A 22915-nucleotide genomic window follows, 5' to 3' on the forward strand; every position below is an offset into this window, starting at 1 on the left:
GACAGACTCGGTCCCCGATCAGTCCGGATACCCCCACCAATGGCGGTGGGGACAAACACAAGGAGCTCCATCATGACTGCAGCATTCGAACCCGCAAAGACGCCGGAACAGATTCGCACCGAAGCTGTGGCCGCCCTCGAACTCGAGTGGGCCGCAGACTCCCGCTGGAACGGCGTGGATCGCTCCTTCAGCGCAGATGATGTCATCCGGCTCCGCGGCCGCGTCAACGAGGAACACACCCTGGCCCGCCGCGGTTCCGAGAAACTCTGGAACCAGCTGCGCAATGCGGCTCCCGGCGGCTACACCAACGCCCTGGGTGCACTCACCGGCAACCAGGCCGTCCAGCAGGTCAAGGCCGGGCTGAAGGCCATCTACCTCTCCGGCTGGCAGGTCGCCGCCGATGCCAATTCCAACGGCAACACCTACCCTGACCAGTCCCTCTACCCCGTGGATTCGGTGCCCAAGGTTGTCCGCCGCATCAACAACGCCCTCCTGCGGGCAGACCAGATTGAATTCTCCGAGGGCCTGCAAACCGTCGAGGACTGGCTCGTCCCGATCGTGGCCGACGCCGAGGCCGGCTTTGGCGGCCCGCTCAACGCCTACGAGCTCATGAAGTCCATGATCACCTCCGGCGCCGCCGGCGTGCACTGGGAAGACCAGCTCGCCAGCGAAAAGAAGTGCGGGCACCTGGGCGGCAAGGTCCTCATCCCCACGGCCCAGCATGTCCGCACGCTGAACGCCGCAAGGCTCGCGGCCGACGTCGCCGGCGTCCCCTCGGTGATCATCGCCCGCACCGATGCCGAGGCTGCAACGCTGATCACCTCCGATGTTGACGAGCGCGACCAGCCGTTCCTCACCGGCGAGCGCACCGCCGAAGGTTTCTACCACGTGAAGAACGGGATCGAGCCGTCCATCGCCAGGGCCCGCGCCTACGCCCCCCACTCCGACCTCATCTGGATGGAGACCGGAACCCCCGACCTCGAGCACGCCAAGAAGTTTGCCGAGGGCGTGAAGTCCGAGTTCCCCGACCAGATGCTCGCCTACAACTGCTCACCGTCGTTCAACTGGAAAAAGCACCTGGACGACGCAACGATCGCCAAGTTCCAACGAGAGCTCGGCGCCATGGGATACACCTTCCAGTTCATCACGCTGGCCGGCTTCCACTCCCTGAACTACTCGATGTTTGATCTTGCCCATGGTTACGCCCGCAACGGCATGAGTTCCTACGTCGAACTGCAAGAGCGTGAATTTGACGCTGAAGACCGCGGCTACACCGCAACCAAGCACCAGCGCGAAGTAGGCACAGGCTACTTCGACCTGGTGGCGACCGCCCTGAACCCAAACAGCGGCACCCTCGCACTGGCCGGCTCCACCGAAGCCCAGCAGTTCCACTAACCCTCCTTCCTTCCCCTTCACATCCATGACGCAGTTGTTGCACCGAAACAGGCCAAATTGGTTGAAATTGGTACAACAACTGCGTCATAGATGAATCCAGACTTGGAGAACTCCCATGAACTCGACCAACAGCCTGAACGGAATCACGTTCAACGGCATCACCATGACGGCACCGCCCATCCACCGCCAGGAAGAAATCCTCACCCCCGAGGCCCTGGACTTCATCGCCGCCCTCAACCGCACCACCACCGCGCGCCGGCAGGAACTGCTCGAAGCCCGCAGCACCCGCCGCTCCCAGATCCTCGGCGGCACCGACCCCCGCTACCTGCGCGAAACCCAGGCCATCCGGGAGGACCACCGCTGGCGTGTCGCTCCCCCGGCCCCCGGGCTGGAGGACCGCCGCGTGGAAATCACCGGCCCCGTTGACCGCAAGATGACCATCAACGCCCTGAACTCCGGCGCCAAGGTCTGGCTCGCCGACATGGAAGACTCCTCCACACCCACCTGGGGCAATGTCATCCGCGGACAGCTCAACTTGATCGACGCACTCGAACGCCGCATCGACTTCACCAGCCCCGAGGGCAAGGAGTACAAGCTGGCCCCGGCGGAGGAACTGCCCACCATCGTGGTCCGTCCCCGCGGTTGGCACCTGCCGGAGAAGCACCTGCTGATCAACGGCAAGCCCATGGCCGGCGGAGTTGTTGACTTCGGCCTGTACTTCTTCCACAACGCCCGCCGCCTCATCGCCCAGGGCAAGGGCCCGTACTTCTACCTGCCGAAGATCGAAAACCATCTCGAGGCTCGCCTCTGGAACGACATCTTCATCCAGGCACAGGACCTGCTCGGCATTCCGCAGGGCACCATCCGCGCAACTGTCCTCATCGAGACCATCACGGCCGCCTTCGAAATGGAGGAAATCCTCTACGAACTGCGCGACCACGCCGCCGGCCTGAACGCCGGGCGCTGGGACTACCTGTTCTCAGTCATCAAGAACTTCCGCACCCGCGGCCCCCGCTTCGTGCTCCCGGACCGCAACCAGATCACCATGACGGCACCGTTCATGCGCGCCTACACCGAACAGCTGGTCCGGGCCTGCCACACCCGCGGCGCCATGGCGATCGGCGGCATGGCCGCCTTCGTGCCCAACCGCCGCGACCCCGAAGCCAACGCCAACGCGATGGCCAAGGTCCGTGCCGACAAGACCCGCGAGGCCAACGACGGCTTCGACGGTTCCTGGGTGGCACACCCGGACTTGGTCCCCGTTGCCATGGAGGTCTTCGACGAGGTCCTGGGCTGGAACCCCAACCAGATCAGCCGCACCCGCGAAGAGGTCGAGCTCGATGACCGTGCCCTGTTGAACATCGCCGGCACGGAAGGGAAAATAACCGAACAAGGCATCCGCGACAACATCTGGGTGGGCATCCAGTACATCGAATCCTGGCTGCGCGGCCACGGCGCCGTCGCCCTGAACAACCTCATGGAGGACGCCGCCACCGCGGAAATCTCCCGCTCGCAAATCTGGCAGTGGATCCACAGCCAGGCCATCACGGACACCGGCGAACTCATCACCTACGACTGGGTCCGCGAAATGCTCGAGGAGGAATTCATCAAGCTCCCCCGCTTCGAGGGCGACCGATTCGACGACGCCCTGGAGATCTTCACCGACGTGGCCATGGGCGAGACCTTCCCCGCCTTCCTGACCACCTCGGCCTACGCGAACTACCTGCACGCCGAGCAGACCGAACGGCAGCTCGCGGCGGCTTAAGTTTGGTTGCCGCACCGGATGCGACGCCACTGCAGGCCCGAGATCCGGGTTCCGGTGAGGCAGCCTTAGTTTCACCCACAGTACGACGGCGGTTGGCGGGTTTCACACGGAACCCGTCAACCGCCGTCGAACTTTGTGCGAGCCGGCCACCCCTGGCAGGGGCCGGCTGCTGTGCCGGCTACTGCCGGTAGCCCTCGACCTCGTCGACCGGGCGCACCTGCGCCTCGTCGGGGCTTAGTCCAGCATGGAGCTTCGCCTGCCGCTGGCGCAGCAGGTCCCAGCACTGGTCCAGCTGGACCTCAATGGCTTTCAGCTGTGCGGCGCGCTCGGGCAGCTTCGCCTGGTCCGGGGCGGAATCGCGCAATTCCTGCTCAGCCTTGACCAGTTCCTCGATTTTGTGGTGCACCTGGTTGTTGTCCATGCCGCATCTCCTCAGCTGCTGTCCGGCCGCATTTTCACTGTCCAGTCCCACGTTAGTGCTGTTTTGGCCCATCGGCGAGGGATGCGCCCGAGGCCAGCACCGTGGAATAACCGGCGCGCCCACCCCGTTGGCGAAAGTATGAAGATTGAAATTTGGTCCGATGTGGCCTGCCCCTGGTGCTACATTGGCAAGCGCCGTTTTGAAACTGCCCTGGACAGCTTCGCCCACAAGGATTCCGTGGAGGTGCAGTGGCGCAGCTACCAGCTGGACCCCACCATCCCCGAGCACTACGACGGCACCGAGCTGAGCTACCTTTCCGAGCGCAAGGGCATGGACCCGGCCCAGGTTGCCGGCATGTTTGAGCATGTGACCGCGCAGGCTGCGGGTGAGGGCCTGAACTACAAGTTCGACGACGTGGTGGTCGCCAACAGCTTCAACGCACACCAGCTGCTGCACCTGGCCGCGGCTCATGGCAAGGGTGACGCCGTGAAGGAAGCGCTGCTGTCGGGCCACTTTGAGCACGGCATGGACATCGGCTCGCGCGAGGCACTCGTGGAGCTCGGCACCGGGGCAGGATTGTCTGCTGCCGAGATCAACGAGGCGCTGGACACCGACAAGTACGCCGACGACGTCCGCCACGACTTTGCCGAGGCCCGCGCCATCGGCGTCACCGGAGTGCCGTTCTTTGTCCTGGACCGCAAGTACGGCATCTCAGGCGCACAACCGGCCGAGGTGTTCAGCCAGGCCCTCGAACAGGCCTGGCAGGAAGCCAACCCGCTGACGATGGTTGCCGCCGGATCCACGGACGGCTCCTCCGACGCCGAGGTGTGCGGCCCGGACGGCTGCGCCATCTAGAGATTTTCCCCCGGCACGGCCGGCCGCCACAAAGCATGCCGTAGCATGGGCCTTGACGCCGCGTTCGCGGCCGTCCTTGATTGGGGTCCCACATGACTGCTCAGCAAGATACCGCCTGGTTCAGGCGGCTCCCGTTGTCCACCTGGATTGCCGCCGCCGTGGCCCTGGCCCTCGTCGCCGGGCTGTTGGGCGGCTGGATCGGCAGCCTGCTGACGCGCCCCGCGGCCACGTCCGCCGCATTGTCCGGCAGCTGCGACGCCACCGATGTGGCCCAGGGCGTGCTGCCCGGCGTCGTCACTGTCTCCGTCAGCAACGGTGACGCGTCCGGCGTCGGAAGTGGTGTGATTGTGCGCCGCGAGGGCTACATCATGACCAACAACCATGTCATCTCCCCGGCGGCCTCCGGCGGCAAGATCGAGGTGCTGTTCAGCGACGGCAACTCCGCGCAGGCGGAGCTGGTGGGCCGTGACCCCAAGTCGGACCTTGCTGTCCTGAAGGTCAAGTCCAGCAAGGGCCTGCCCACTGTTGAGCTGGGCAAGTCTGCGGCGGTTCTGGTGGGCCAGCCTGTTGTGGCGCTCGGCGCTCCCCTGGGACTCTCCAGCACGGTGACCTCCGGCATCGTCAGCGCACTGGGCCGCAACGTGCCCGTGCCCAGCGACGACGACTCCACTGCTGTCCTTGTTGGTGCCATCCAGACCGACGCCTCCATCAATCCCGGAAACTCCGGCGGCGCGCTGGTTGACTGCGGCGGGAAACTGATTGGCATCAACAGCGCCATTGCCACCATTCCCAACGAGGCCGACGTCTCCACCGGCAGTGTGGGGATCGGCTTCGCCATCCCCGTGGACCTGGCGGCCCGGATCACGGACCAGCTCATTGAGACAGGCAAGGTGGCCTATCCCTACTTCGGCGTGAGCGCCGTCCCGCTGCCGCCCGAGGCGGCAGCGCACTTTGGCGTGGAGGACGGCCTATATCTGCAGTCGGTGGCGCCAGGTGGCCCCGCCGACAAGGCCGGGCTGCGGCGCAGCGACATCGTCACCCTCCTGGATGGCCGGCCGGCCACCAGCATCGCCGTCCTGACGGAAGTCACGCTGGCCAAAAAGGCCGGGGACACCCTTAAAGTGACCTACGTGCGCGGTGGCAAGACGGCCACCACTAACCTCACGCTGGGGATCATTCCGTAGCCTTCTCCATCGGGTAGGCGACCATCGCAATCCTGCGGCCGTCTGGCGACCAGCTCGGAACATTCATGGTGCCCTGCCCGCCAAAGACGCGGGCGAGGTCGCGGATGCTGCCGTCTGCCTCCAAAAGGCGAACGACGACTGGCACGTCGGCCGGGTGCCCCAGCGTCCCCGGTGGGAAGCTGACATAGGCGATTCGGGTGCCGTCGGGCGAGGGGTGCGGGAACCAGTTGACGCGTTCGTCAAAGGTCAGCTGCTCGGGTTCGCCGCCCCCGGCGGGCATGCGGAACAACTGGGCGTGCCCGGGTTTCGATGAACCGCGTTCCGAGTTGAAGTAAATCCACTGCCCGTCCGGTGAGAACTCGGCGCCGTCGTCGGGAAACCTGTCATTTGTCAGCTGCCGGTCCGGGCCGCCGACGGCCGGGATGGTGTAGACGTTGGTGCACACTTGTCCACCGTTCACCTCGAGGCCGATGTAGGCCAGCGTGGTGCCGTCCGGGGAGACCCCGTGCAGGTAGTGCCTGAAGTTCGGGCCGTTGTCGTTCGTGACCCGGCGGGGTGCCTGGCCGGCCGTTGCCCGTTGGGTTGCCGCGTCCACTCCAGCAAGATCCACGGCGTAGATGTGGCCGTCGTCGCTGGAGACGTAGGCCGTGCCGCCGTCCGGGCTGATGACGTGGTCGTTGTTGATCCCGGCAATGCCTCCCAGATCTATCTCTTCCAGTCCTGCGCCGTTGTCCGCCGAATCCGCACCACGGTGCCCATCCGCGTGGACGGGCAGCCGGAATAGCTTGCCGCCGCCGTTGATGATCAGGTTCCCGCCGTCGGGGCTCCAGTTCGGCGCCTCGAAGTGCAGTGTTCTCGATGTGTATCGAACTGTGGGCGCACCGGTCGCCACATCGAGCAGCTGTAGTTCAGCACGTTGTTTCGGATGCATCCTTTTGCCCTCCATTTTCGCGAGGACGTGGCAAGGCGGCGAGTGTCGGGGAAATTTGCCCTACGATCGCCAGCTTGCCACGTCACCGGTGAGTCAGGCGAGGAAGGATTCCCTGGCCGGATTGGTCACTGCCGGCTGCTGGCGGTGCTGTTGCGGCTGGGCCACCCAGCCGACGCCGTTGGCGAGGACCCTCTGCACCTGAGGATGGTGGTAAACAGGGTACTCCTGGTCGCCGGGGCTGAAGTAGAAGATCCGCCCCTTGCCGCGGGAGAACGTGACGCCGGAGCGGAACACCTCGCCGCCGGTGAAGGAACTGATGAAGATCAGGTCGTCCGGATCCGGGATGTCGAACAGCTCGCCGTACATCTCCTGCTCCGGGATGACGATGGGGCTCTCCACCCCGGCGGCGATGGGGTGCGACGGCTTGACCGTCCACACCAGTTCGCGCTCGCCCTCGTTCCGCCATTTCAGGGAACAGGTTGTGCCCAGCAGTTTCGTGAAGATCTTGGCGAAGTGTGCCGAGTGGAGGGCCACCAGCCCCATCCCGCCCAACACATGGCGCTGGACCCGTTCCACCACCTCATCGGGCACGTCGTCGTGGGCCATGTGCCCCCACCACAGCAGCACGTCGGTGGAGGCCAAGGTTTCCTCGTCCAGGCCAAATCCCGGGGATGCCAGTGTGGCGGTGGTGATGGCGGCATCCGGGTAATAACGCTGCAGCGCGTCTGCGATGGCTCCGTGCATCCCGTCCGGGTACATGTCCGCCATGGTGGCTGGGTCGTTGTTGCGTTCGTGGACGCCTTCGTTCCACACCAGGATGTTGAGTTTTTGGGTCAATCTAGAGCCTCACTTCTCGTTGTTCACGGGCTGACTGGTAGCAGGCGTCGATGATCAGGGCCCGGGTGAGCGCCACTGATCCGTCATGGCTGCCCCATTCGTCCGCACCCGCGCGGATGGCCGCGACAAAGTCGTCCACCACGGCTTGGTGTTCCCCGTCCTCCAACGGCTCCGCCATATAGTCGGTGTTGGCGCCGTCCTTGTCGGCAAAAATGCGAAGGCTCGATGCCGCGGCGTCGGGTGAATCGACGACCCGCAGCTCGGCCCCGCCTTCCGTGCCGAAAACACTGAAGTCCATGAGGTCGGCCGGGTCCCGGTAGCCGGCCCAACCGGCCTCCACCACCAGCGTCACCCCGCCCTCGAGCCGGATGAATGCGGAGGCCAGGTCCTCCACCTCAAAGGCAAGGCCCGACGCCGCAGCGGTAAATCCCTCACTGCCGCCCCTGCCCCTCGGCCCCAGTTCGGCATAGGTGGACGCCGACACCGAAATCACTTTTGGTTCGCCGAGCAGGTGCAGGGAGTAGTCGATCACGTGCACCCCGATGTCGGCCATGGGCCCGCCGCCGGCCAGCTCAGGGCTGGTGAACCAGCTGCCCAGCGTGGGGATGCCGCTGCGCCGCAGCCACGAGGCCTTGGCGTAGTAGGGGCGGCCCAAGCCGCCGTCGTCAATGATGGACTTGAGCTTCCTGATGTCCCCGCGCCGCCGGTGGTTGAACACCACGTCCAGCACGCGCCCGGCCCCGCGGGCGGCAGCGACCATGGCCGCGCCCTCCTCGCCGTTGCGGGCAAGCGGCTTTTCACTGAGCACGTGCAGTCCACGTTCCAGGGCTCCCACGGCAATGGGTGCGTGCAGGAACGTGGGCACGGCGACGCTGATGGCATCCAGGCCTTCCAGTTCCAGCAGGTCCTCCCACCGGGCGAAGCCGTGCGGAATGCCGTACTCGACCCGGAGCGATTCCAGCAGTTCGCTCTCCATGCCCGCCACGGCCACAATCTCCACGCCGTCAATGGCACGGAACGCCTTGAGGTGTTGCTGCCCGGCCCAGCCGACGCCGACAACACCCACCTTCAGCGGTTCCGGCACGATTTCATTGCTCACAAGGGCACCTTTTCCTGGGTTGTAGGACTTGCCTGAATCTTTCGCGGACCGCCCGCAAATGAGAGCCGGCGCACACTGTCCAAGCTAATGGAACTTTGGTGGCCGTTCAATCAGCCACGGCCCTGCCAATTTTTGATGGACGACGGCGGCACCCGGGTGAGAAGGAAATCCCACCCGGGTGCCGCCGTCGTACCGTTCAGGCGCAATTTCCGGGCCCGCGCATCGCAGCCCGGCCGGCGCGCCTGCTACTTCACGGCGCCGGCTGTCAGGCCTGCCACGAAGTTCTTTTGCAGCAGCAGGAAGCCGATCACGATGGGGATGCTGACCACTACGGAGGCAGCCATGATCTGGTTCCAGTAGACGTTGGTCTGCGTCGAATACAGCTGCAGGCCCACGGCCAGTGTGCGGTTGGCGTCAGTGGTCATGACCGAGGCGAACAGGACCTCGCCCCAACTGGTCATGAAGCTGTAGATGGCGACGGCCACCAGGCCCGGGCGGGCGGTTGGCAGGATCACCTTGAACAGGGCGCGCATGGGGCCGCAGCCATCGACCTTGGCGGCCTCGTCGAGCTCACGCGGGATGCCGTTGAAATAGCCGGCGAGCATCCAGATGGAGAACGGCAGCGAGAACGTCAGATAGGTGATGATCAGTCCCGTGCGGGTGCCCACCAGCTGCAGGCCGAAGTTCGTGTTGATGTTCACGAAGATCAGGAACAGCGGCAGCAGGAACAGCACGCCCGGGAGCATCTGGGTGGAGAGCACCGTGGTGGAGAATATTGTGCGCCCGCGGAACGAGTACCGGGAGATGGCGTAAGAGGCGAAGATCGCGATGATCAGCGAAAGCACCGTGGCCACGGAGGAGACAATTACCGAGTTCACAAAGTAGTCGGCCAGCGGGACGGTCTTCCACATGTCGATGTACGGCTGGATCGTCAGGGTTGAAGGCCACCACGAGAACGCCCCCTGAACATCCTGAAGCGGCTTCAGGCCGGAGATGACCATGACGTAGATGGGCACGATCGTGAAAATGCTCAGCAGCGTGATGGTGGTGATGCGGAAAATCTTGGTGCCGGTTGTGTCATGCATTGTCTTTCCTCCGGTTCATGGCGAGAAGGTAGATTCCGCTGACAACCAGCAGGAACAGCAGGAGCAGCACTGACATCGCGGCGCCGGAGCCGAAGTTCCAGGTCAGGAACGAGGCGTTGTAGATGTGGAACGAGATCAGGTCGCCGGCCGGGGGCTGCGAACCACCGAAGAGGACGAAAGGGGTGTTGAAGTCGTTGAAGGTCCACAGGAACATGACCAGGACCAGGACCATGTTGACGGGGCGCAGCATGGGCAAGGTGATGGCCCACCACTGGCGCAGCGGCTTGGCACCGTCCACGGCAGACGCCTCGTAGACGTCGTTCGGGACGGACTGCAGGCCCGCCATCAGCATGAGGAAGGCGAAGGGCCACAGGCGCCAGATGGCAACAATGACGACGGACAGAAAGGCGTTGTCGCCAATCAGCCAAAACGGCTTGTCGCCCGGGAGCCCCAGGTTGTCGAACAGGAAGTGGTTGAGCGCACCATTGTCCTTCTGAAGCATGAACTTCCAGGCGATGACGCCGGCGTACATGGGAAGGGCGTAGGGGATCAGGAACAGGGTGCGGAAAATGGCGCGGCCCTTGAATGCCTTTTGCAGGGCGACGGCGGCAGCCATGCCCAGCCCCCAGGACAGGCCCACCACAAGGATGGTGAAGGCTACCGTGATGCCGAAGGACTTCAGCAGTCCCATCCCGACGGCGGAGTCAAAGTCGAGGGCGACCTGGTAGTTCTTCAGGCCGATGAATGGTGCATTGCCCCAGTTGGCGATGAACATCTTGGTGAGCTTGAGGAAGCTCATCCAGATGCCCGTCACCATCGGGATGACGTGAATAACAAGTTCAAAGACGACGGCGGGGGCCAGCAGGGCGTACGGCAGCCACCACCCGGCGCGGCGGGGCTTGCCAGCCCTTCTCTTGGGCGCCCCGGCTGCGGGACCGGATTTCTTCAGGGCGGTGGGAGCAGACACTGCAAACACTCACCTTTCATGTGTAGGGGTTGAAGAAGCGGCCGGGAGGCGTCCCATGCGGGACGCCTCCCGGCCAGGGATGATCAGCCTGCTGCTTCAACTGCCTGCTGTGCGGTGGTCAGTGCTGCCTTGATGTCGGCCTTGCTGACGGTGCCTCCGGAGGCGACTGTGGCGAACATCTGGTTCATGGCCTTGCCGACCGTGCTCTCAAACTGGTCCTCGGCGGGAACCAGGGGAAGGGGCTTGGACTTGTTCTCGTAGATGTCGGAGAAGGTCTTGGCCAGTTCCGCGTTGTCGGTGAAGCTCGGCGTCACGCCTGCCAGCACGGGAAGGGCTGCGAAGGGCTTGTCCAGGGTGGCCTGGGTTTCCTCGCTGGTCATGAACTTCACGAATTCCAGGGCGGAGTCCTTGTTCTTCGTGTTCTTGAAGATGGACATGTTGATGCCGGCCACCATGGTGGCAATGTCCTTGCCGCCTTCGGGTGCGGGGAAGGCCACGACGCCGAAGGCATCCTCGGCCATGCCCTGCGAGGCGATGGAGCTGTTGGCGTTGTTCTGGCTCAGGACCATGGCCGCCTTGCCGTTGGCAAAGTCATTGATGGCGTTGGTGGCGTTGTCGTACTGGGCATCGGCCGGGTCCACCACCTTGTCCGTCTGCATCAGGTCGAGGTAGCGGGAGATGCCGTCCACGATGCCGTCCGAGGTGAACGTGGGCTTGCCGTCGGCGTCGAAGAATTCGGCACCGTTCTGGGCGGCGTTGATGAAGGCGAAGTGCGAATTCTCGGTGTAGCTGCCGGCCGCCAGGGCGAAGCCGTGAACGTCACCTGTGGTCAGCTTCTTCGCGGCCGCCACCATTTCCTCCCACGTGGTGGGCGGGGTGATGCCGGCATCCTTGAACATGGCCTTGTTGTAGTACAGCCCATACGCGAGGCCGTACAGGGGCACCGAGGTGGGATCCTCGCCGGGGATGCCGCCGGTGTCCATGGCGGTCTTGACGAACTTGTCCTTGCCACCGATCGCGGTGAAGGCGGCATCGTCGAAGGGCATGAAGGCTCCGGTGGACTGCAGCGAAGCGGCCCACGTATTGCCGATGTTCAACACATCGGGCGCCTGTCCGGACGTGACCGCGGTCTGGATTCGGGTCTGCAGGTCATTCCAGCCGATGACTTCGAGGTTGACCTTGATTCCGGTCTGCTCCTCGAACTTCTTCAGCTCCGGGGTGAGGACTTCCTTGTCATTGTCCAGGCTGGTGCCCTGGTTGCTGGCCCAGTAGGTCAGGGTCTTGCCACCGGCATCGGTGGATCCGCCGCCTGACCCTCCGCTGCAGCCGGTGGCCGTGACGGCAAGGGCTGCGATCGCCGCAGCCGCGGCAAAAGTACGTAATTTCACTTGGATGACTTCCTTGTCTGTGGGGAACTATGCGCAATTATTGGACGTTTGCGAACGCCGAAAGTGCGTTGCGCCCGGCGTGATTCCAAACCTAGAACAACTTATGCCGGTCGTCAATCAAAAGTACGAACTACTTTTGAAACTTACGTACTTTCGACATGAAGAACGGCCTCACGAAACTCGACAGAGCCACCGTTTCATCAGCCAAAATCGCTCAACCATGCCGAAAAGACGCGTATTTTCGGTCAGTCAAGGTGGTGTAACCAGAATAACTGAACCGGTTCAGCACATGAGCTAAGTTACCAAGTTGTTATGAATGGTTGGCGGTCCTGGCCGGCGGCAGCAGGGCAGTCCCATGACTGGCCGAAAGCACCGCCGGCCCGCGCGCCTGCACTGGAACGCCGCGTCGGCCAGCAGTTTAATTCGAACGGCGCGCCGCCCTAAAAGGTGTTGCGCCCCAGGCTCTCACGGACGCTCAGGACGCCGGGAGCGGCTTCCAGGTTGCGGGGCGCGTGTCCGGCGATCAGCTCCAGCAGCAGCTGGGCGGAGTTGCGCCCGAGCTCGGGGACGTTCCGGGCGATGGCGGCAATGCCCGGAGAGCTCAGCCGGCACAGGATGGAATCGTCCCAGCTGACCACCGAGACCTGCCCGGGGACGCTGAGGTTCAGGCGGCCAAGCGCCTGCAGTCCACCAATGGCCATGAGGTCGTTGCCGTAGATGATGGCCGTAGGGAACTCAGGCGCCCCCGGGACCAGGCCGGCCATCAGCGCAATGGTGGCCAATCCGCCGTCGTCCGCGGAATAGTCGGAAGAGCTCAGCGCCACCGTCATGCCCAGCCGTGCGGCATGGGCCAGGATCTCCGCTGTCTTCACCTCCTCGTGGACCAACCCCACCGGTCCGGAAACAAAGGCGATGCGCCGGTGCCCCCGTTCGTGCAAGGCATCCACCACCGTGGCCGCGCCCAGGGCCTGTGACACGGTCAGGTTGGAATTGCGGGGCCCCGGCGGGGTGTCGATGCCGGCACCGAGTCGCACGTAGGGCATCCGGAATCGGTCCAGCACGGCGGGCCGCGGGTCGTCGCGCACCAGGTCGAAGAGGATGATCCCGTCCACGCGCCCCTCCCCCGCCCACCGTTCGTACACGGCCAGGTCCCGGCGCTGTGGACCGGCAACCGTACGCGGGTCCATGATCCGCAACAGCAGGTTCATGTCGTGGGCGCCCAGCACGGCCTCGATGCCGGCGAGAACGCTCATGTAAAACGGTTCTTCACCGATCTGTTCCGGATCACGGTACAGCACAATCCCCACAGCCTCGGTGCGCGACTGCGAGAGGGCCCGGGCACTTGAGCTGGGGTACCAGCCCAGTTCTCCGGCCAGGGCCAGGACGCGTGCCCGGGTGGATTCGCTGACGCCGGGCTGGCCGTTGAGCGCATAGGAAACCGATGCCTTGGAGATGCCCAGCCTGCGGGCCAGGTCGCTGATGGTCACCTTGCCAGCCGGGCCGGAGTCCACGGGGCTCACCCTTGCGGCTGTGCTGCGACGAGCCGGTCCACGGACGCAGGCGCCAGGACGTGGTCAACCACCATGCGGCCGGCGCCCAGCACGCCGGCGTGGTCTGCGGCCATGGACTGGACAATCCGCAGGCGCGCCGTGGCCAGTGGCAGCGAGCGCTGGTAGACAATCTCACGGACTCCGGCCATGAGGTATTCGCCGGCCGAGGACAGGCCTCCGCCAATGACAATGACGGAAGGGTTGAGAAGGTTGACGGACGCAGCCAGCACGTCGCCGATGTCGCGCCCGGCCTGGCGCATGGCCTGGATCGCGGCGAGATTTCCGCGGCGGGCCAATTCCAGCACCTCCTCGCCAGTTTGGGCGGGGACGCCGGCCGCGGACAGCGTTGCTGCCACGGCGGGGCCGGAAGCCATGGCTTCAAGGCAGCCGTAGTTTCCGCAGCGGCACAGCACGTCCCCGCCCCGGGGCACGCGGACGTGGCCGATGTCGCCGGCGGTGCCGTCGGCCCCCCGCTGCAGCAGTCCACCGCTGATGATGCCGGCCCCAATGCCCGTGGCGACCTTGATGAACAGAAGGTCCTGCGCTTCGGGCCAGAAGTTTGCGCGCTCTCCCAGCGCCATGATGTTCACGTCATTGTCCACAAGCACGTCAGTCGCGTACCGCTGTTGCACATAGCCCGGAACGTCAAAACCGTCCCAGCCGGGCATGATGGGCGGGCTGGCCGGGCGTCCCGAGGAATGTTCAACGGGCCCGGGCAGGCCAATCCCAATTCCCACCAGCTCCCGCTCATGGCGGCCGGCCTGTGCCAGCACGGTGCTGCACAGTTCCAGCACCGCATCAAGCACGGGTGTGGGCCCGGCCGCGATGTCGATGTTCTCACGCAGTTCGCTCAGCACCCGCCCGCCAAGGTCCGTCAGGGCGATGAGGACGTGTGTGGCGCCGACATCCACAGCCAATATCACCCGGGAAGATGGATGAAAGGCAAAGCGCGACGGCGGTCGCCCGCCTGAGGAGACGGCCTCGCCTGCCGGACCTATAAGCCCCACCGCGCTGAGCGCCTCGATCCGGGCAGCTACGGTGGAGCGGGCCAGCCCGGTGATCTCCGCCAGTTCCGCGCGCGTGCGCGCCTGCCCGTCACGCAGGACTTGGAAAACGTCACCGGCCCTGGAGTGGCTGAACGGCTCGGCGGCCGTTGGGCCCGCGGATCGCGAATGTTGCTGAACTGGTGACTTTGACATTCCCAATAAATAACACACAGGCTTCCATCTGTCACAATTCAAAGGATCGGCCATTTCGGGTCAACTTTTGCTTGACGCTCGTCAAAAGTTCCCATAGGTTGATGTGGAACACACTTTCATGCCCGCTAGGAGCTCCAATGACGTATTCCCTGCAGTTGTACACCGTCCGCACGCCACTCGAGGCGGACCTGCCCGGCACCATCGCCCGGGTGGCGGAGCTGGGCTTCACCAAGGTTGAGCCCTACAACTTTGTGGCCACGGCCGATGAACTGGCCAAGGCCTTTGCCGAAAACGGCATCACCGCCCCTTCCGGCCATGCACCCCTGCTGAGTGCCGACCAGGACGAAATCTTTGCCGCGGCCAACAAGCTGGGCATCACCACCGTCATAGACCCCTTCGTCCCGGCCGACCGGTGGCAGAGCGCAGAAGACATCCAGAAGATTGCGGACGGCCTTAACGCGGCCGCAAAGAAGGGTGCCGGGTACGGCGTCCACGTCGGCTACCACAACCATGCGTGGGAGCTTGAGTCGAAGGTCAACGGCACCACGGCACTGGAGTACCTTGAATCCCTGCTGGACCCTGAGCTGGTGTTGGAGGTCGACACCTATTGGGTCTCCGTCGGCGGGGCAAACGCCGTCGACATCCTGACCAGCCTCGGCGAGCGGGTCAAATACATCCATATCAAGGACGGCCCCTTGAACAATGACACCAAGGCCCAGCTGCCCGCCGGCCAGGGCGAAGTTCCCGTCTGGGACGTCATTGGCGCGGCAAAGCACATGGAAGTCGGGGTCGTGGAGTTCGACGACTACGCCGGAGACATCTTTGAAGGCATCGCCGCAAGCCTTGCCTTCCTCAATGCTGGAAAGGCCTAAGCACCATGGCAAAAAACGGACCCGTTGGAATCGCCTTCATTGGCGCCGGCAACATCTCCAAGCAGTACCTGGACAATCTCACTTCCTTCCCCGACGTCAAGGTGCTGGTCATCGCTGACCTCTTCGAGGAGGCAGCGGCAGCCCGTGCAGCCGAATACGGCATTGAGGTTTCCGGCGGAGTGGATGCAGCACTGAACCACCCGGATGTGGAAATCATCGTCAACCTGACCATCCCGGCCGCCCACGTGGAGGTGGCCACCGCGGCTGTCCGCGCCGGCAAGCACGTGTGGACGGAGAAGCCGTTCTCCTTGGACAGGGAAAGCGGGCTCGGCCTGCTGAAGGAGGCGCAGGCTGCGGGAGTCCGCCTTGGCTGCGCCCCCGACACCTTTCTCGGGGCGGGCCTGCAGACGGCCCGCCGACTGATCGATGCCGGGGAAATCGGCACGCCGCTGACGGCCCTGACCATGTTCCAGTCCCCCGGTCCGGAATCCTGGCACCCCAACCCGGCATTCCTGTTCCAGGAAGGCGCCGGCCCGCTCTTTGACATGGCCCCCTACTACCTGACCACGCTTGTCCAGGCTTTCGGTTCCATCGACAAGGTGGCCGCCGTGGGCAATACAGCCTTTCCGACCCGCACCATCGGTTCCGGGCCCAAGGAGGGCGAGGTGTTCGACGTCGAGGTTCCCACCCATGTCAGCGCCATCGTCCAGTTTGCCTCCGGCGCGTCGTCGCACAGCGTCTACAGCTTCGAGTCGCCCAAGGCCCGGATGGGGTTTGTGGAGATCACCGGAACCCAGGGCACCATTTCGCTGCCGGATCCCAACAACTTCGACGGCGACATCAAGCTGTGCCGCCGCGGCGAGGACGACTGGACCACCATTGCCGCCGAGGGTCCTGACAACGGCCGCGGCCTGGGCGTGCTGGACATGGCCCGCGCCATCCGTGCCGGGGTTCCGCACCGTGCCACGGGCGAGCTTGCCTACCACGTGCTCGACGCCATGGTCTCGATCAGCGAGTCCGTGGACAGCGGTGAATTTGTCGCCGTCAGCAGCACCGCCCCGACCTCCGAGCCGGTCCCCGTTGACTGGGCACCGACCGCAGCAACCCTCTAGGAACCTCCCATGACCTCCCCCCAATCCAACAGCCCCGGCACCCGCCCCCTGGGTGTCGCCGCCATCGGCTACGCCTTCATGGGCCAGGCCCACTCCAACGCGTGGCGTTCGGTGGCAAACCACTTCGACGTCCCCGCTTTCGAGCAAAAGGTCTTGGTGGGCCGGGATGCCGGGGCCGTGGCCGCCGCCGCCGCCAAGTACGGCTGGAGCGAATCTGCCACGGATTGGCGGGAGGTCATTGCACGCGAGGACATCGACATCATCGACATCTGCGCCCCCGGCTGGCTGCATGCTGAAATTGCGACGGCGGCCCTCGCCGCCGGCAAGCATGTGCTGGTTGAGAAGCCCCTCGCCAACTCCATGGCCGAGTCCGTGTCCATGGTCGCCGCCGCGCAGGCCGCCCGTGAGATTGGCGTCCGGTCCATGGTGGGCTTCAACTACCGCCGGATCCCCGCACTGGCCCTGGCCCGCAAGCTCATCGCCGACGGCGAGCTGGGCACGGTCCGGCAGGTCCGGGCGTCGTACCTGCAGGACTGGCTGGCCGATCCGGAGTCCCCCATGACGTGGCGGCTGCGCAAGGAAACCGCAGGCTCCGGTGCGCTGGGAGACATCGCCTCCCACGCCGTCGACCAGGTCCAGCACCTCCTGGGCGACACCGTCATCGCGGCCTCCGGCAAGCTTCACACCTTCACCACTGAGCGCCCGGGTCCGGACGGCCCCGAGCCGGTCACGGTCGACGACGCAGCCTGGGCCACGCTGGAAATGGCCGGCGGTGCCGTGGCCAGCGTGGATGTTTCGCGGGTGGCCCTGGGCCAGAAGAATGCGCTGCGGGTGGAGGTTTACGGCACGAACGGGGCCCTGACATTCAACCTGGAGAACCCCAACGAACTGTTCTACCTCAATGCCCGGGAGCCCATCGAAGTGCAGGGGTTCCGGCGCATCCTGGTCACCGAACCCGTGCATCCGTACATTTCCGGCTGGTGGCCGCAAGGGCATGTCCTGGGCTGGGAGCACAGCTTCACGCACCAGATCAGGGACTTCCTGCTGAACATTGCCGACGGAACTGACCCCTCGCCGTCGTTCGAGGAGGGGCTCGGCGTCCAGCAGGTCCTGGCCGCGATCGAGGACTCCTCCGCCGCCGGCGGCGCAACCGTCACGCTGGCCGAGCCCGCCATATCCACCACCCGCACTTCCTAAGGACTGAATTCATGGCACGCCCCTACACCCTGTTCACCGGCCAGTGGGCCGACCTCCCCTTCGAGGAAGTTGCCCGGCTGGCTTCCGAATGGGGCTACGACGGACTGGAGATTGCCTGCTCGGGCGACCACCTGGACCCGTGGCGCTGGGACGAGCCCGGCTACGTTGCCGGCAAGCTCGCCACCCTGGAGAAGTACGGCCTGAAGGTCTGGGCCATCTCCAACCATCTCAAGGGCCAGGCGGTGTGCGATGACCCCATCGACTTCCGCCACCAGGCGATCGTCGGCACCAAGGTGTGGGGCGACGGCAATCCCGAGGGAGTGCGCCAGCGAGCCGCCGAGGAGATGAAGCTGACCGCACGGCTGGCCCAGGCACTCGGCGTGAAGACAGTTGTGGGCTTCACGGGCTCGTCCATATGGCAGTATGTGGCGATGTTCCCACCCGTCCCGGAATCGGTCATCGAGGCCGGATACCAGGACTTTGCCGACCGCTGGAACCCCATCCTGGACGTCTTTGACGAGTGCGGCGTACGCTTCGCCCACGAGGTGCACCCCTCCGAAATCGCCTACGACTACTGGACTACCGTCCGCTCACTGGAGGCGATCGGCCACCGGCCGGCGTTCGGGCTGAACTGGGATCCGAGCCACTTCATGTGGCAGGGCATCGACCCGGTCTCCTTCATCTGGGACTTCAAGGACAGGATCTACCACGTTGACTGCAAGGACACGAAGCTGCGCCCCACCGGCCGCAACACGGTCATGGGCTCGCACCTGCCGTGGGGCGATCCGCGCCGCGGCTGGGACTTTGTCTCCGCAGGGCGGGGCGACGTGCCCTGGGAATCCTCCTTCCGCGCGCTGACCGCCATCGGCTATGACGGCCCCATTTCCATCGAATGGGAGGACGCCGGCATGGACCGCCTGCAGGGGGCGCCCGAGGCACTTGCGGCACTGAAGAAGTTCGACTTCGCCCCCTCGGCCTTGTCTTTCGACGCCGCCTTCAGCAACCAGGACTGATTCTTTTTAACCAACGACGGCGGCACCTGGGTGGGATTTTCTTCCCACCCAGGTGCCGCCGTCGTTCTTGTTTTTTCCTAGGCAGCTTCGCGGCGGTCGAAGGTCAGGCCCCCGGGGACCTGGAAGGTGGGCATGAGTTCCAGCATGCCCACGTTAACGTGGCGCGGTGTCTCAACGGCATAGTCCAGGGCGTTGACGATGTCGTCGGTGGTGAGCGATTCGTACCCTTCGTAGTACGTCTCCCACGCTTCCTGCATGGCCTCCGGCGAGCCGCCCATGTTGCGTCCGAAGATCTCGGTTTCAACACGTCCCGGGCAAATTTCCGTCACACGGATCCGCTTGCCCAGGGTGTCGTTGCGCAGCTGCCGCGACACCTGGTGAACGGCCGCCTTGGTGGCGTGGTAGGCGGTGTGACCGAAGAAGTTGTAGAGGCCGGCGATGGAGCTGATGTTGACGATGTGCCCCAGATCCCGCTCAACCATGCCCGGCAGGACCAGGCGGGTCAGCTGGAGCAGGCCGCGAAGGTTGACGTCGATGAGCTCGTCAATGTCGTTTTCGGACGAGGTCAGGATGTTGCCCGGCCGCGAGACTCCAGCACAGTTCACCAGGACATCCACCTTCAGCTCCGACACCATTGCTGTGAGCGCGGCAGTGTCTGTCAGGTCGAGAACGTGCGGGATGGCGCCCGTCCGGTCGGCCAGTTCCGCGAGCCGTTCCTCGTTCCGGGCCACGGCATGGACCGTCAGGCCGCGCTTCGTAAGGCGCTCCGCAATGGCGGCGCCCATTCCTGTTGACGCCCCGGTGACAAGAGCCGTTGAGTAGTCGGAAAATGACATGGTTGTCTCCCAATATGTGTAGTGAATCGTCTATTTGGTACCCGCCGGACGGCTGTTGGGCTGCCCGTCTTGCTGCCTATTCGTCGCGCAGCGGCAAGTGGGCCCTGTCCTGGACCGTGCTGACTGCCAGCAGGGTTCCCAGTGCCGTGATGACCGCATAAAAAGCCGGCATGTAGATGTTGCCCGTGGAGGCAATGAGCCAGGTCATCAGCAGCGGTGCCGTTCCACCAAAAAGTGCCGATGACACGTTGTAGCCGAGACCGTACGCCGAGTACCGCACCCGTGTTGGGAACAGTTCCACGATGAGGATGTGGATTACGGCGGTGTGTCCGGAGAATGCGATCGCCATGATGCAGGCGCCCAGGATGGCCAGGCCCATCTCCCCCGTGGCGATGAGCGCATAGGACGGGATGCCCACAATGGCCATGGCGATGGCGGACCCGGCAATGACCTTCTTACGGCCAATCCGGTCTGAAAGGCTGCCCATGATGGGGATGGCAATGCAGATGACCACCAGGCTGCACGCCGTGACCAGCAGCGCCTGGCCTATGCCAAAGTTGAGCTGCTCTCCCTTCAGGAACGTTGGCATGAAAGAGAACAGGACGTAGTACCCGGAGCCGTTCATCAGGGGAATGAAGAGCGCCAGCAGCATGGCCCGCCGGTGGACGGGGGTGGCGAACGCTTCCTTCAGCGGGTTCTTGGACAGCCCGCCTTCCTCCTTGAGCTTCTCAAAGTTGGGGGTGTCGGTGATCGACTTCCTGATGTACCAGCCAATGAAGCCCATCGGGATGGCCACCAGGAACGGGATGCGCCAGGCAAACGCACCAAATCCGCCGCCGTTGATGGCTTCCTCGGTGAGCCATGGCGACATGGAGTAGGCCACCAGTGTGCCTGTGAGGAGTGCCGCAAAAGAGGCGATTTGGGCATACGAGGTAATGATGCCGCGTCTGCCCTCGGGTGCGTGTTCGGCCAGAAACGTCATGGCACCGGCCGATTCGCCGCCGACCGAGAAGCCTTGGAGAAGGCGCAGGGTGATCAGAAGGATGGGTGCTGCGATGCCGATGGCGGCATAGCCGGGCAGCATGCCGATGCCGGCAGTGGCCACACTGATCAAAAGAATGACGAAGACCAGGAGACGTTGGCGCCCGATCCGGTCTCCGAGATAGCCGCAGACGACGGCTCCCAGCGGGCGGACCAGGAAGGAAATGGCGTAGCCGGCAAAGACGAACAGCAAGGCGTTGTCAGGGTTGCCCGGCGCCAGGAAGACCAGGGCCAGGGTCCCGGCCATGAAGGCAAAGATGCCGTTGTCGTAAAGCTCGACAAAGATCCCTACGCACCCGGCGGTGACGACCTTCCGGGTTTGTGCCGCGTTGAGCGGTGCCTCTGGCGTGCTTTCAACACGCATTGTTGTGCTTGTCATCTATATTCCTCATTGAATTCATGGACGGGCCGTGGCTGGGGTGGTTCATAGCCTCAGGCCGTTTGATTGCTCTCGAGAGCGTTGGCTCCGCTCCCGGTGGTTCCGCTCTGCAAGCCGAGCAGGCCGAATACTGTATTGACGCGGGTCCGCAGCTTATCCAGCTCACGCATTGCGGAGCGGTGGTTCGCAGTGGCTTCGGCAACTGTCGTGTGGCGAAAGGTGATGAGATGTCCTGGCCGGGCTTGCGCCAGGGCATCGAGAGAAAGGCTTGTGACCACTGCCATCACGGGATATCCCGCGGTCACTCCGCGTCCTCGGTGCAGCACCAGCAGTTCGTCCCGCGAGGGGACTTCGACGGCCCCCACGGGCACTCCGCGTGAGAGCACCTCTGAGGTGAGCTGCCGCTCGGGCAGGTCGCCGCGGAGCCGGAGCCCTATGTGGTTGCTGCGGTCACCGACAGTGTAGGAACCGCTGAACAGCTTTTGGGCTGTTTCGCCAAACTCCTCGATGTCCGGGCCGTCCGTGACCTCAATGACCGGATGCGTGCTGATGCCGGGCCTGGACAGTCCGAGCCGGAACAGCGGCAGGTCAAAATAGGGCTGGCGGATGGGTCGTACGCTCCGCCTCGTTGCCAGGGAGTCCCCGTCCATGAGCCGGTGGCCGAAGCCAACCACCGTGTCGGGCGCGCAACTGCCAAGAAGGGTGGGTGTTTCGACGGAGCCATGGATTGCAAGGTACGCACGCAGGCCGCCCCTCATGGCGCGAATGGAAATCGTTTCCCCTGCTGCCACCGAGACCGGCTCCCACTGCGGGCATTCCCTGCCTCCCACGGTCAAGGTCAGGGACGCCCCCGTCACGGATATCAGGATGTCCTCGGTGCTGCGCAGCCGGACATCCAATGCGGTGATTTCCAGCAGCGGCTCATTGTCATGGTTTCCCACGAGAATGTTCGCCGCACGTGCAGAAAACTGGTCCAGGGCACCGTTGACGGGCAGGCCGTAGCGCGGGCCGCGGACACGGCCAAGGTCGGTGACGACGCTGTGGCCGCCTTGTTGAACCAGAAGTGTCCCAGTCATGGCAAAGCCTCCAGCGGTTGGCCGTCGTAGCGTGCGAAGTCCTCGGGTGAAATCCGGTGAAAGCGCAGGACATCCCCGGGCAGGTAGGGCACCAGTGGTTCCCTGGATGCGTCAAGCAGCGTCAGTGGTGTCTGTCCGATGACGCACCAGCCGCCCGGAGCGGAGGCCGGCGCGATGACCGCCTGCCGGCCGGCCACCGAAACGGCACCTGCCGGTACTGAGATGCGTGGGTCCTTCAGCCGCGGAACCGGCAGGGGAAAGTCGGGACCGTCCATCATGGGTGAACCGGCGGGTGCGCCCAGGCAGCGGATGACATAAGACTTGGCTGTGTGAAGCCGGATGATTTCCTCAACGCCAAGGCCTTCATGGTCGGCCACGCGTGCCAGGTCCGGGCCGAACTGCCCGCCATAGACCACGGGTACTTCAAATTGCCGAGGGGTGCGGGAGGTGGCGCCGACGAAGTCGATCTGGCGCATCGCCAGGAGCACAATGGCACGCACCTGGCGCGCCGAGGTGAGGTGGGAGTCAAACTCCACGAGCAGCGAATCATAGGTGGGGACGGCCCCGTGGATGCCGTCCATGCCTGACGAGTCAAGCCAGCCGGCCAGGGCATGGACTGTCTTCCAGTCATGCTCCCGGTCGCCGGTGGTGGCGACGACCCGCAGGGCCGCGTCACCAGCTTCATGCACCTCGATGGTGGTGGATGCACCCAT

21 protein-coding genes are annotated in these 22915 nt (G+C 64.5%); 8 read left to right on the forward strand and 13 right to left on the reverse strand.

The annotated features are described in order from the left end of the window. Nucleotides 1–72 precede the first annotated feature (72 nt). Together aceA and aceB are read left to right on the forward strand one after the other, a co-directional pair. The gene (gene aceA, locus JOF48_RS05180; protein ID WP_209678009.1) at nucleotides 73–1395 is read left to right on the forward strand and encodes an isocitrate lyase; all 1323 of its coding nucleotides are present in this window, start codon (nucleotides 73–75) and stop codon (nucleotides 1393–1395) included. Nucleotides 1396–1510: 115 nt separating this feature from the next. Then, nucleotides 1511–3160, forward strand: a complete 1650-nt coding sequence (gene aceB, locus JOF48_RS05185) for a malate synthase A (protein ID WP_209678012.1) — start codon at nucleotides 1511–1513, stop codon at nucleotides 3158–3160. A 178-nt stretch (nucleotides 3161–3338) separates the two neighbouring features. On the opposite strand, the gene JOF48_RS05190 is transcribed toward aceB, so the two are convergent. Then, on the reverse strand, nucleotides 3339–3581 hold the full coding sequence (locus tag JOF48_RS05190; protein ID WP_209678015.1) for a DUF2630 family protein: 243 nt from the start codon (nucleotides 3579–3581) through the stop codon (nucleotides 3339–3341). A 138-nt stretch (nucleotides 3582–3719) separates the two neighbouring features. Between JOF48_RS05190 and JOF48_RS05195 the strand changes: the two genes are divergently transcribed. Next, nucleotides 3720–4436 carry a DsbA family oxidoreductase gene (locus JOF48_RS05195; RefSeq protein WP_209678017.1) on the forward strand — a complete coding sequence of 239 codons (717 nt, stop codon included), beginning with the start codon at nucleotides 3720–3722 and terminating at the stop codon, nucleotides 4434–4436. A gap of 92 nt (nucleotides 4437–4528) precedes the next feature. Further along, nucleotides 4529–5620, forward strand: coding sequence for a S1C family serine protease (locus JOF48_RS05200; protein WP_209678019.1), 1092 nt, complete (start codon nucleotides 4529–4531; stop codon nucleotides 5618–5620). Here JOF48_RS05200 and JOF48_RS05205 read toward each other — a convergent pair. The 8 genes from JOF48_RS05205 to JOF48_RS05240 form a co-directional block, all read right to left on the reverse strand. Further along, nucleotides 5610–6551 carry a TolB family protein gene (locus tag JOF48_RS05205; protein WP_245346410.1) on the reverse strand — a complete coding sequence of 314 codons (942 nt, stop codon included), beginning with the start codon at nucleotides 6549–6551 and terminating at the stop codon, nucleotides 5610–5612. The genes JOF48_RS05200 and JOF48_RS05205 overlap by 11 nt on opposite strands. A gap of 93 nt (nucleotides 6552–6644) precedes the next feature. Then, on the reverse strand, nucleotides 6645–7388 hold the full coding sequence (locus JOF48_RS05210) for a ThuA domain-containing protein (protein WP_209678033.1): 744 nt from the start codon (nucleotides 7386–7388) through the stop codon (nucleotides 6645–6647). 1 nt (nucleotide 7389) lies between these two features. Then, a complete protein-coding gene (locus JOF48_RS05215) occupies nucleotides 7390–8487 on the reverse strand; it encodes a Gfo/Idh/MocA family protein (RefSeq protein ID WP_209678035.1) in 1098 nt (365 codons plus the stop codon). Between the two features lie 245 nt (nucleotides 8488–8732). After that, complete coding sequence (locus JOF48_RS05220) at nucleotides 8733–9572, reverse strand: carbohydrate ABC transporter permease (RefSeq protein ID WP_209678037.1); 840 nt, start codon at nucleotides 9570–9572, stop codon at nucleotides 8733–8735. Beyond that, nucleotides 9565–10539, reverse strand: coding sequence for a carbohydrate ABC transporter permease (locus JOF48_RS05225; RefSeq protein WP_342591164.1), 975 nt, complete (start codon nucleotides 10537–10539; stop codon nucleotides 9565–9567). The genes JOF48_RS05220 and JOF48_RS05225 overlap by 8 nt, the downstream gene beginning before the upstream one ends. A gap of 83 nt (nucleotides 10540–10622) precedes the next feature. Continuing rightward, nucleotides 10623–11927 (reverse strand): ABC transporter substrate-binding protein, encoded by a 1305-nt coding sequence (locus JOF48_RS05230; RefSeq protein WP_209678041.1) that lies wholly within the window; start codon nucleotides 11925–11927, stop codon nucleotides 10623–10625. A gap of 440 nt (nucleotides 11928–12367) precedes the next feature. After that, a complete protein-coding gene (locus tag JOF48_RS05235; protein WP_209678043.1) occupies nucleotides 12368–13447 on the reverse strand; it encodes a LacI family DNA-binding transcriptional regulator in 1080 nt (359 codons plus the stop codon). Then, the gene (locus tag JOF48_RS05240; RefSeq protein ID WP_209678046.1) at nucleotides 13444–14676 is read right to left on the reverse strand and encodes an ROK family transcriptional regulator; all 1233 of its coding nucleotides are present in this window, start codon (nucleotides 14674–14676) and stop codon (nucleotides 13444–13446) included. The genes JOF48_RS05235 and JOF48_RS05240 overlap by 4 nt, the downstream gene beginning before the upstream one ends. Before the next feature lie 137 nt (nucleotides 14677–14813). Here JOF48_RS05240 and JOF48_RS05245 point away from each other — a divergent pair, with 137 nt between their 5' ends. From JOF48_RS05245 to JOF48_RS05260, 4 genes are read left to right on the forward strand one after another with little or no spacing between them, the layout of a single operon-like run. Then, a complete protein-coding gene (locus tag JOF48_RS05245; protein WP_209678049.1) occupies nucleotides 14814–15548 on the forward strand; it encodes a sugar phosphate isomerase/epimerase family protein in 735 nt (244 codons plus the stop codon). A 5-nt stretch (nucleotides 15549–15553) separates the two neighbouring features. Further along, on the forward strand, nucleotides 15554–16660 hold the full coding sequence (locus JOF48_RS05250) for a Gfo/Idh/MocA family protein (protein WP_209678052.1): 1107 nt from the start codon (nucleotides 15554–15556) through the stop codon (nucleotides 16658–16660). 9 nt (nucleotides 16661–16669) lie between these two features. After that, nucleotides 16670–17857, forward strand: coding sequence for a Gfo/Idh/MocA family protein (locus tag JOF48_RS05255; RefSeq protein ID WP_209678055.1), 1188 nt, complete (start codon nucleotides 16670–16672; stop codon nucleotides 17855–17857). Between the two features lie 11 nt (nucleotides 17858–17868). Then, nucleotides 17869–18870 carry a sugar phosphate isomerase/epimerase family protein gene (locus JOF48_RS05260; RefSeq protein WP_209678058.1) on the forward strand — a complete coding sequence of 334 codons (1002 nt, stop codon included), beginning with the start codon at nucleotides 17869–17871 and terminating at the stop codon, nucleotides 18868–18870. A 77-nt stretch (nucleotides 18871–18947) separates the two neighbouring features. Here the strand turns inward: JOF48_RS05260 and JOF48_RS05265 are convergent, their stop codons facing one another. From JOF48_RS05265 to JOF48_RS05280, 4 genes are all read right to left on the reverse strand, one after another. Next, nucleotides 18948–19706: an SDR family oxidoreductase gene (locus JOF48_RS05265; protein ID WP_209678061.1), complete on the reverse strand. Its 759-nt coding sequence runs from the start codon at nucleotides 19704–19706 to the stop codon at nucleotides 18948–18950. Nucleotides 19707–19782: 76 nt separating this feature from the next. Further along, the gene (locus tag JOF48_RS05270) at nucleotides 19783–21126 is read right to left on the reverse strand and encodes an MFS transporter (RefSeq protein WP_209678064.1); all 1344 of its coding nucleotides are present in this window, start codon (nucleotides 21124–21126) and stop codon (nucleotides 19783–19785) included. Between the two features lie 53 nt (nucleotides 21127–21179). Continuing rightward, nucleotides 21180–22202, reverse strand: a complete 1023-nt coding sequence (locus JOF48_RS05275) for a 5-oxoprolinase subunit C family protein (protein ID WP_209678067.1) — start codon at nucleotides 22200–22202, stop codon at nucleotides 21180–21182. Continuing rightward, entirely contained in the window at nucleotides 22199–22915 is a 717-nt protein-coding gene (locus tag JOF48_RS05280; RefSeq protein ID WP_209678070.1) for a 5-oxoprolinase subunit B family protein, read from the reverse strand. The genes JOF48_RS05275 and JOF48_RS05280 overlap by 4 nt, the downstream gene beginning before the upstream one ends.

This window comes from Arthrobacter stackebrandtii (assembly GCF_017876675.1).
GTDB lineage: Bacteria > Actinomycetota > Actinomycetes > Actinomycetales > Micrococcaceae > Specibacter > Specibacter stackebrandtii.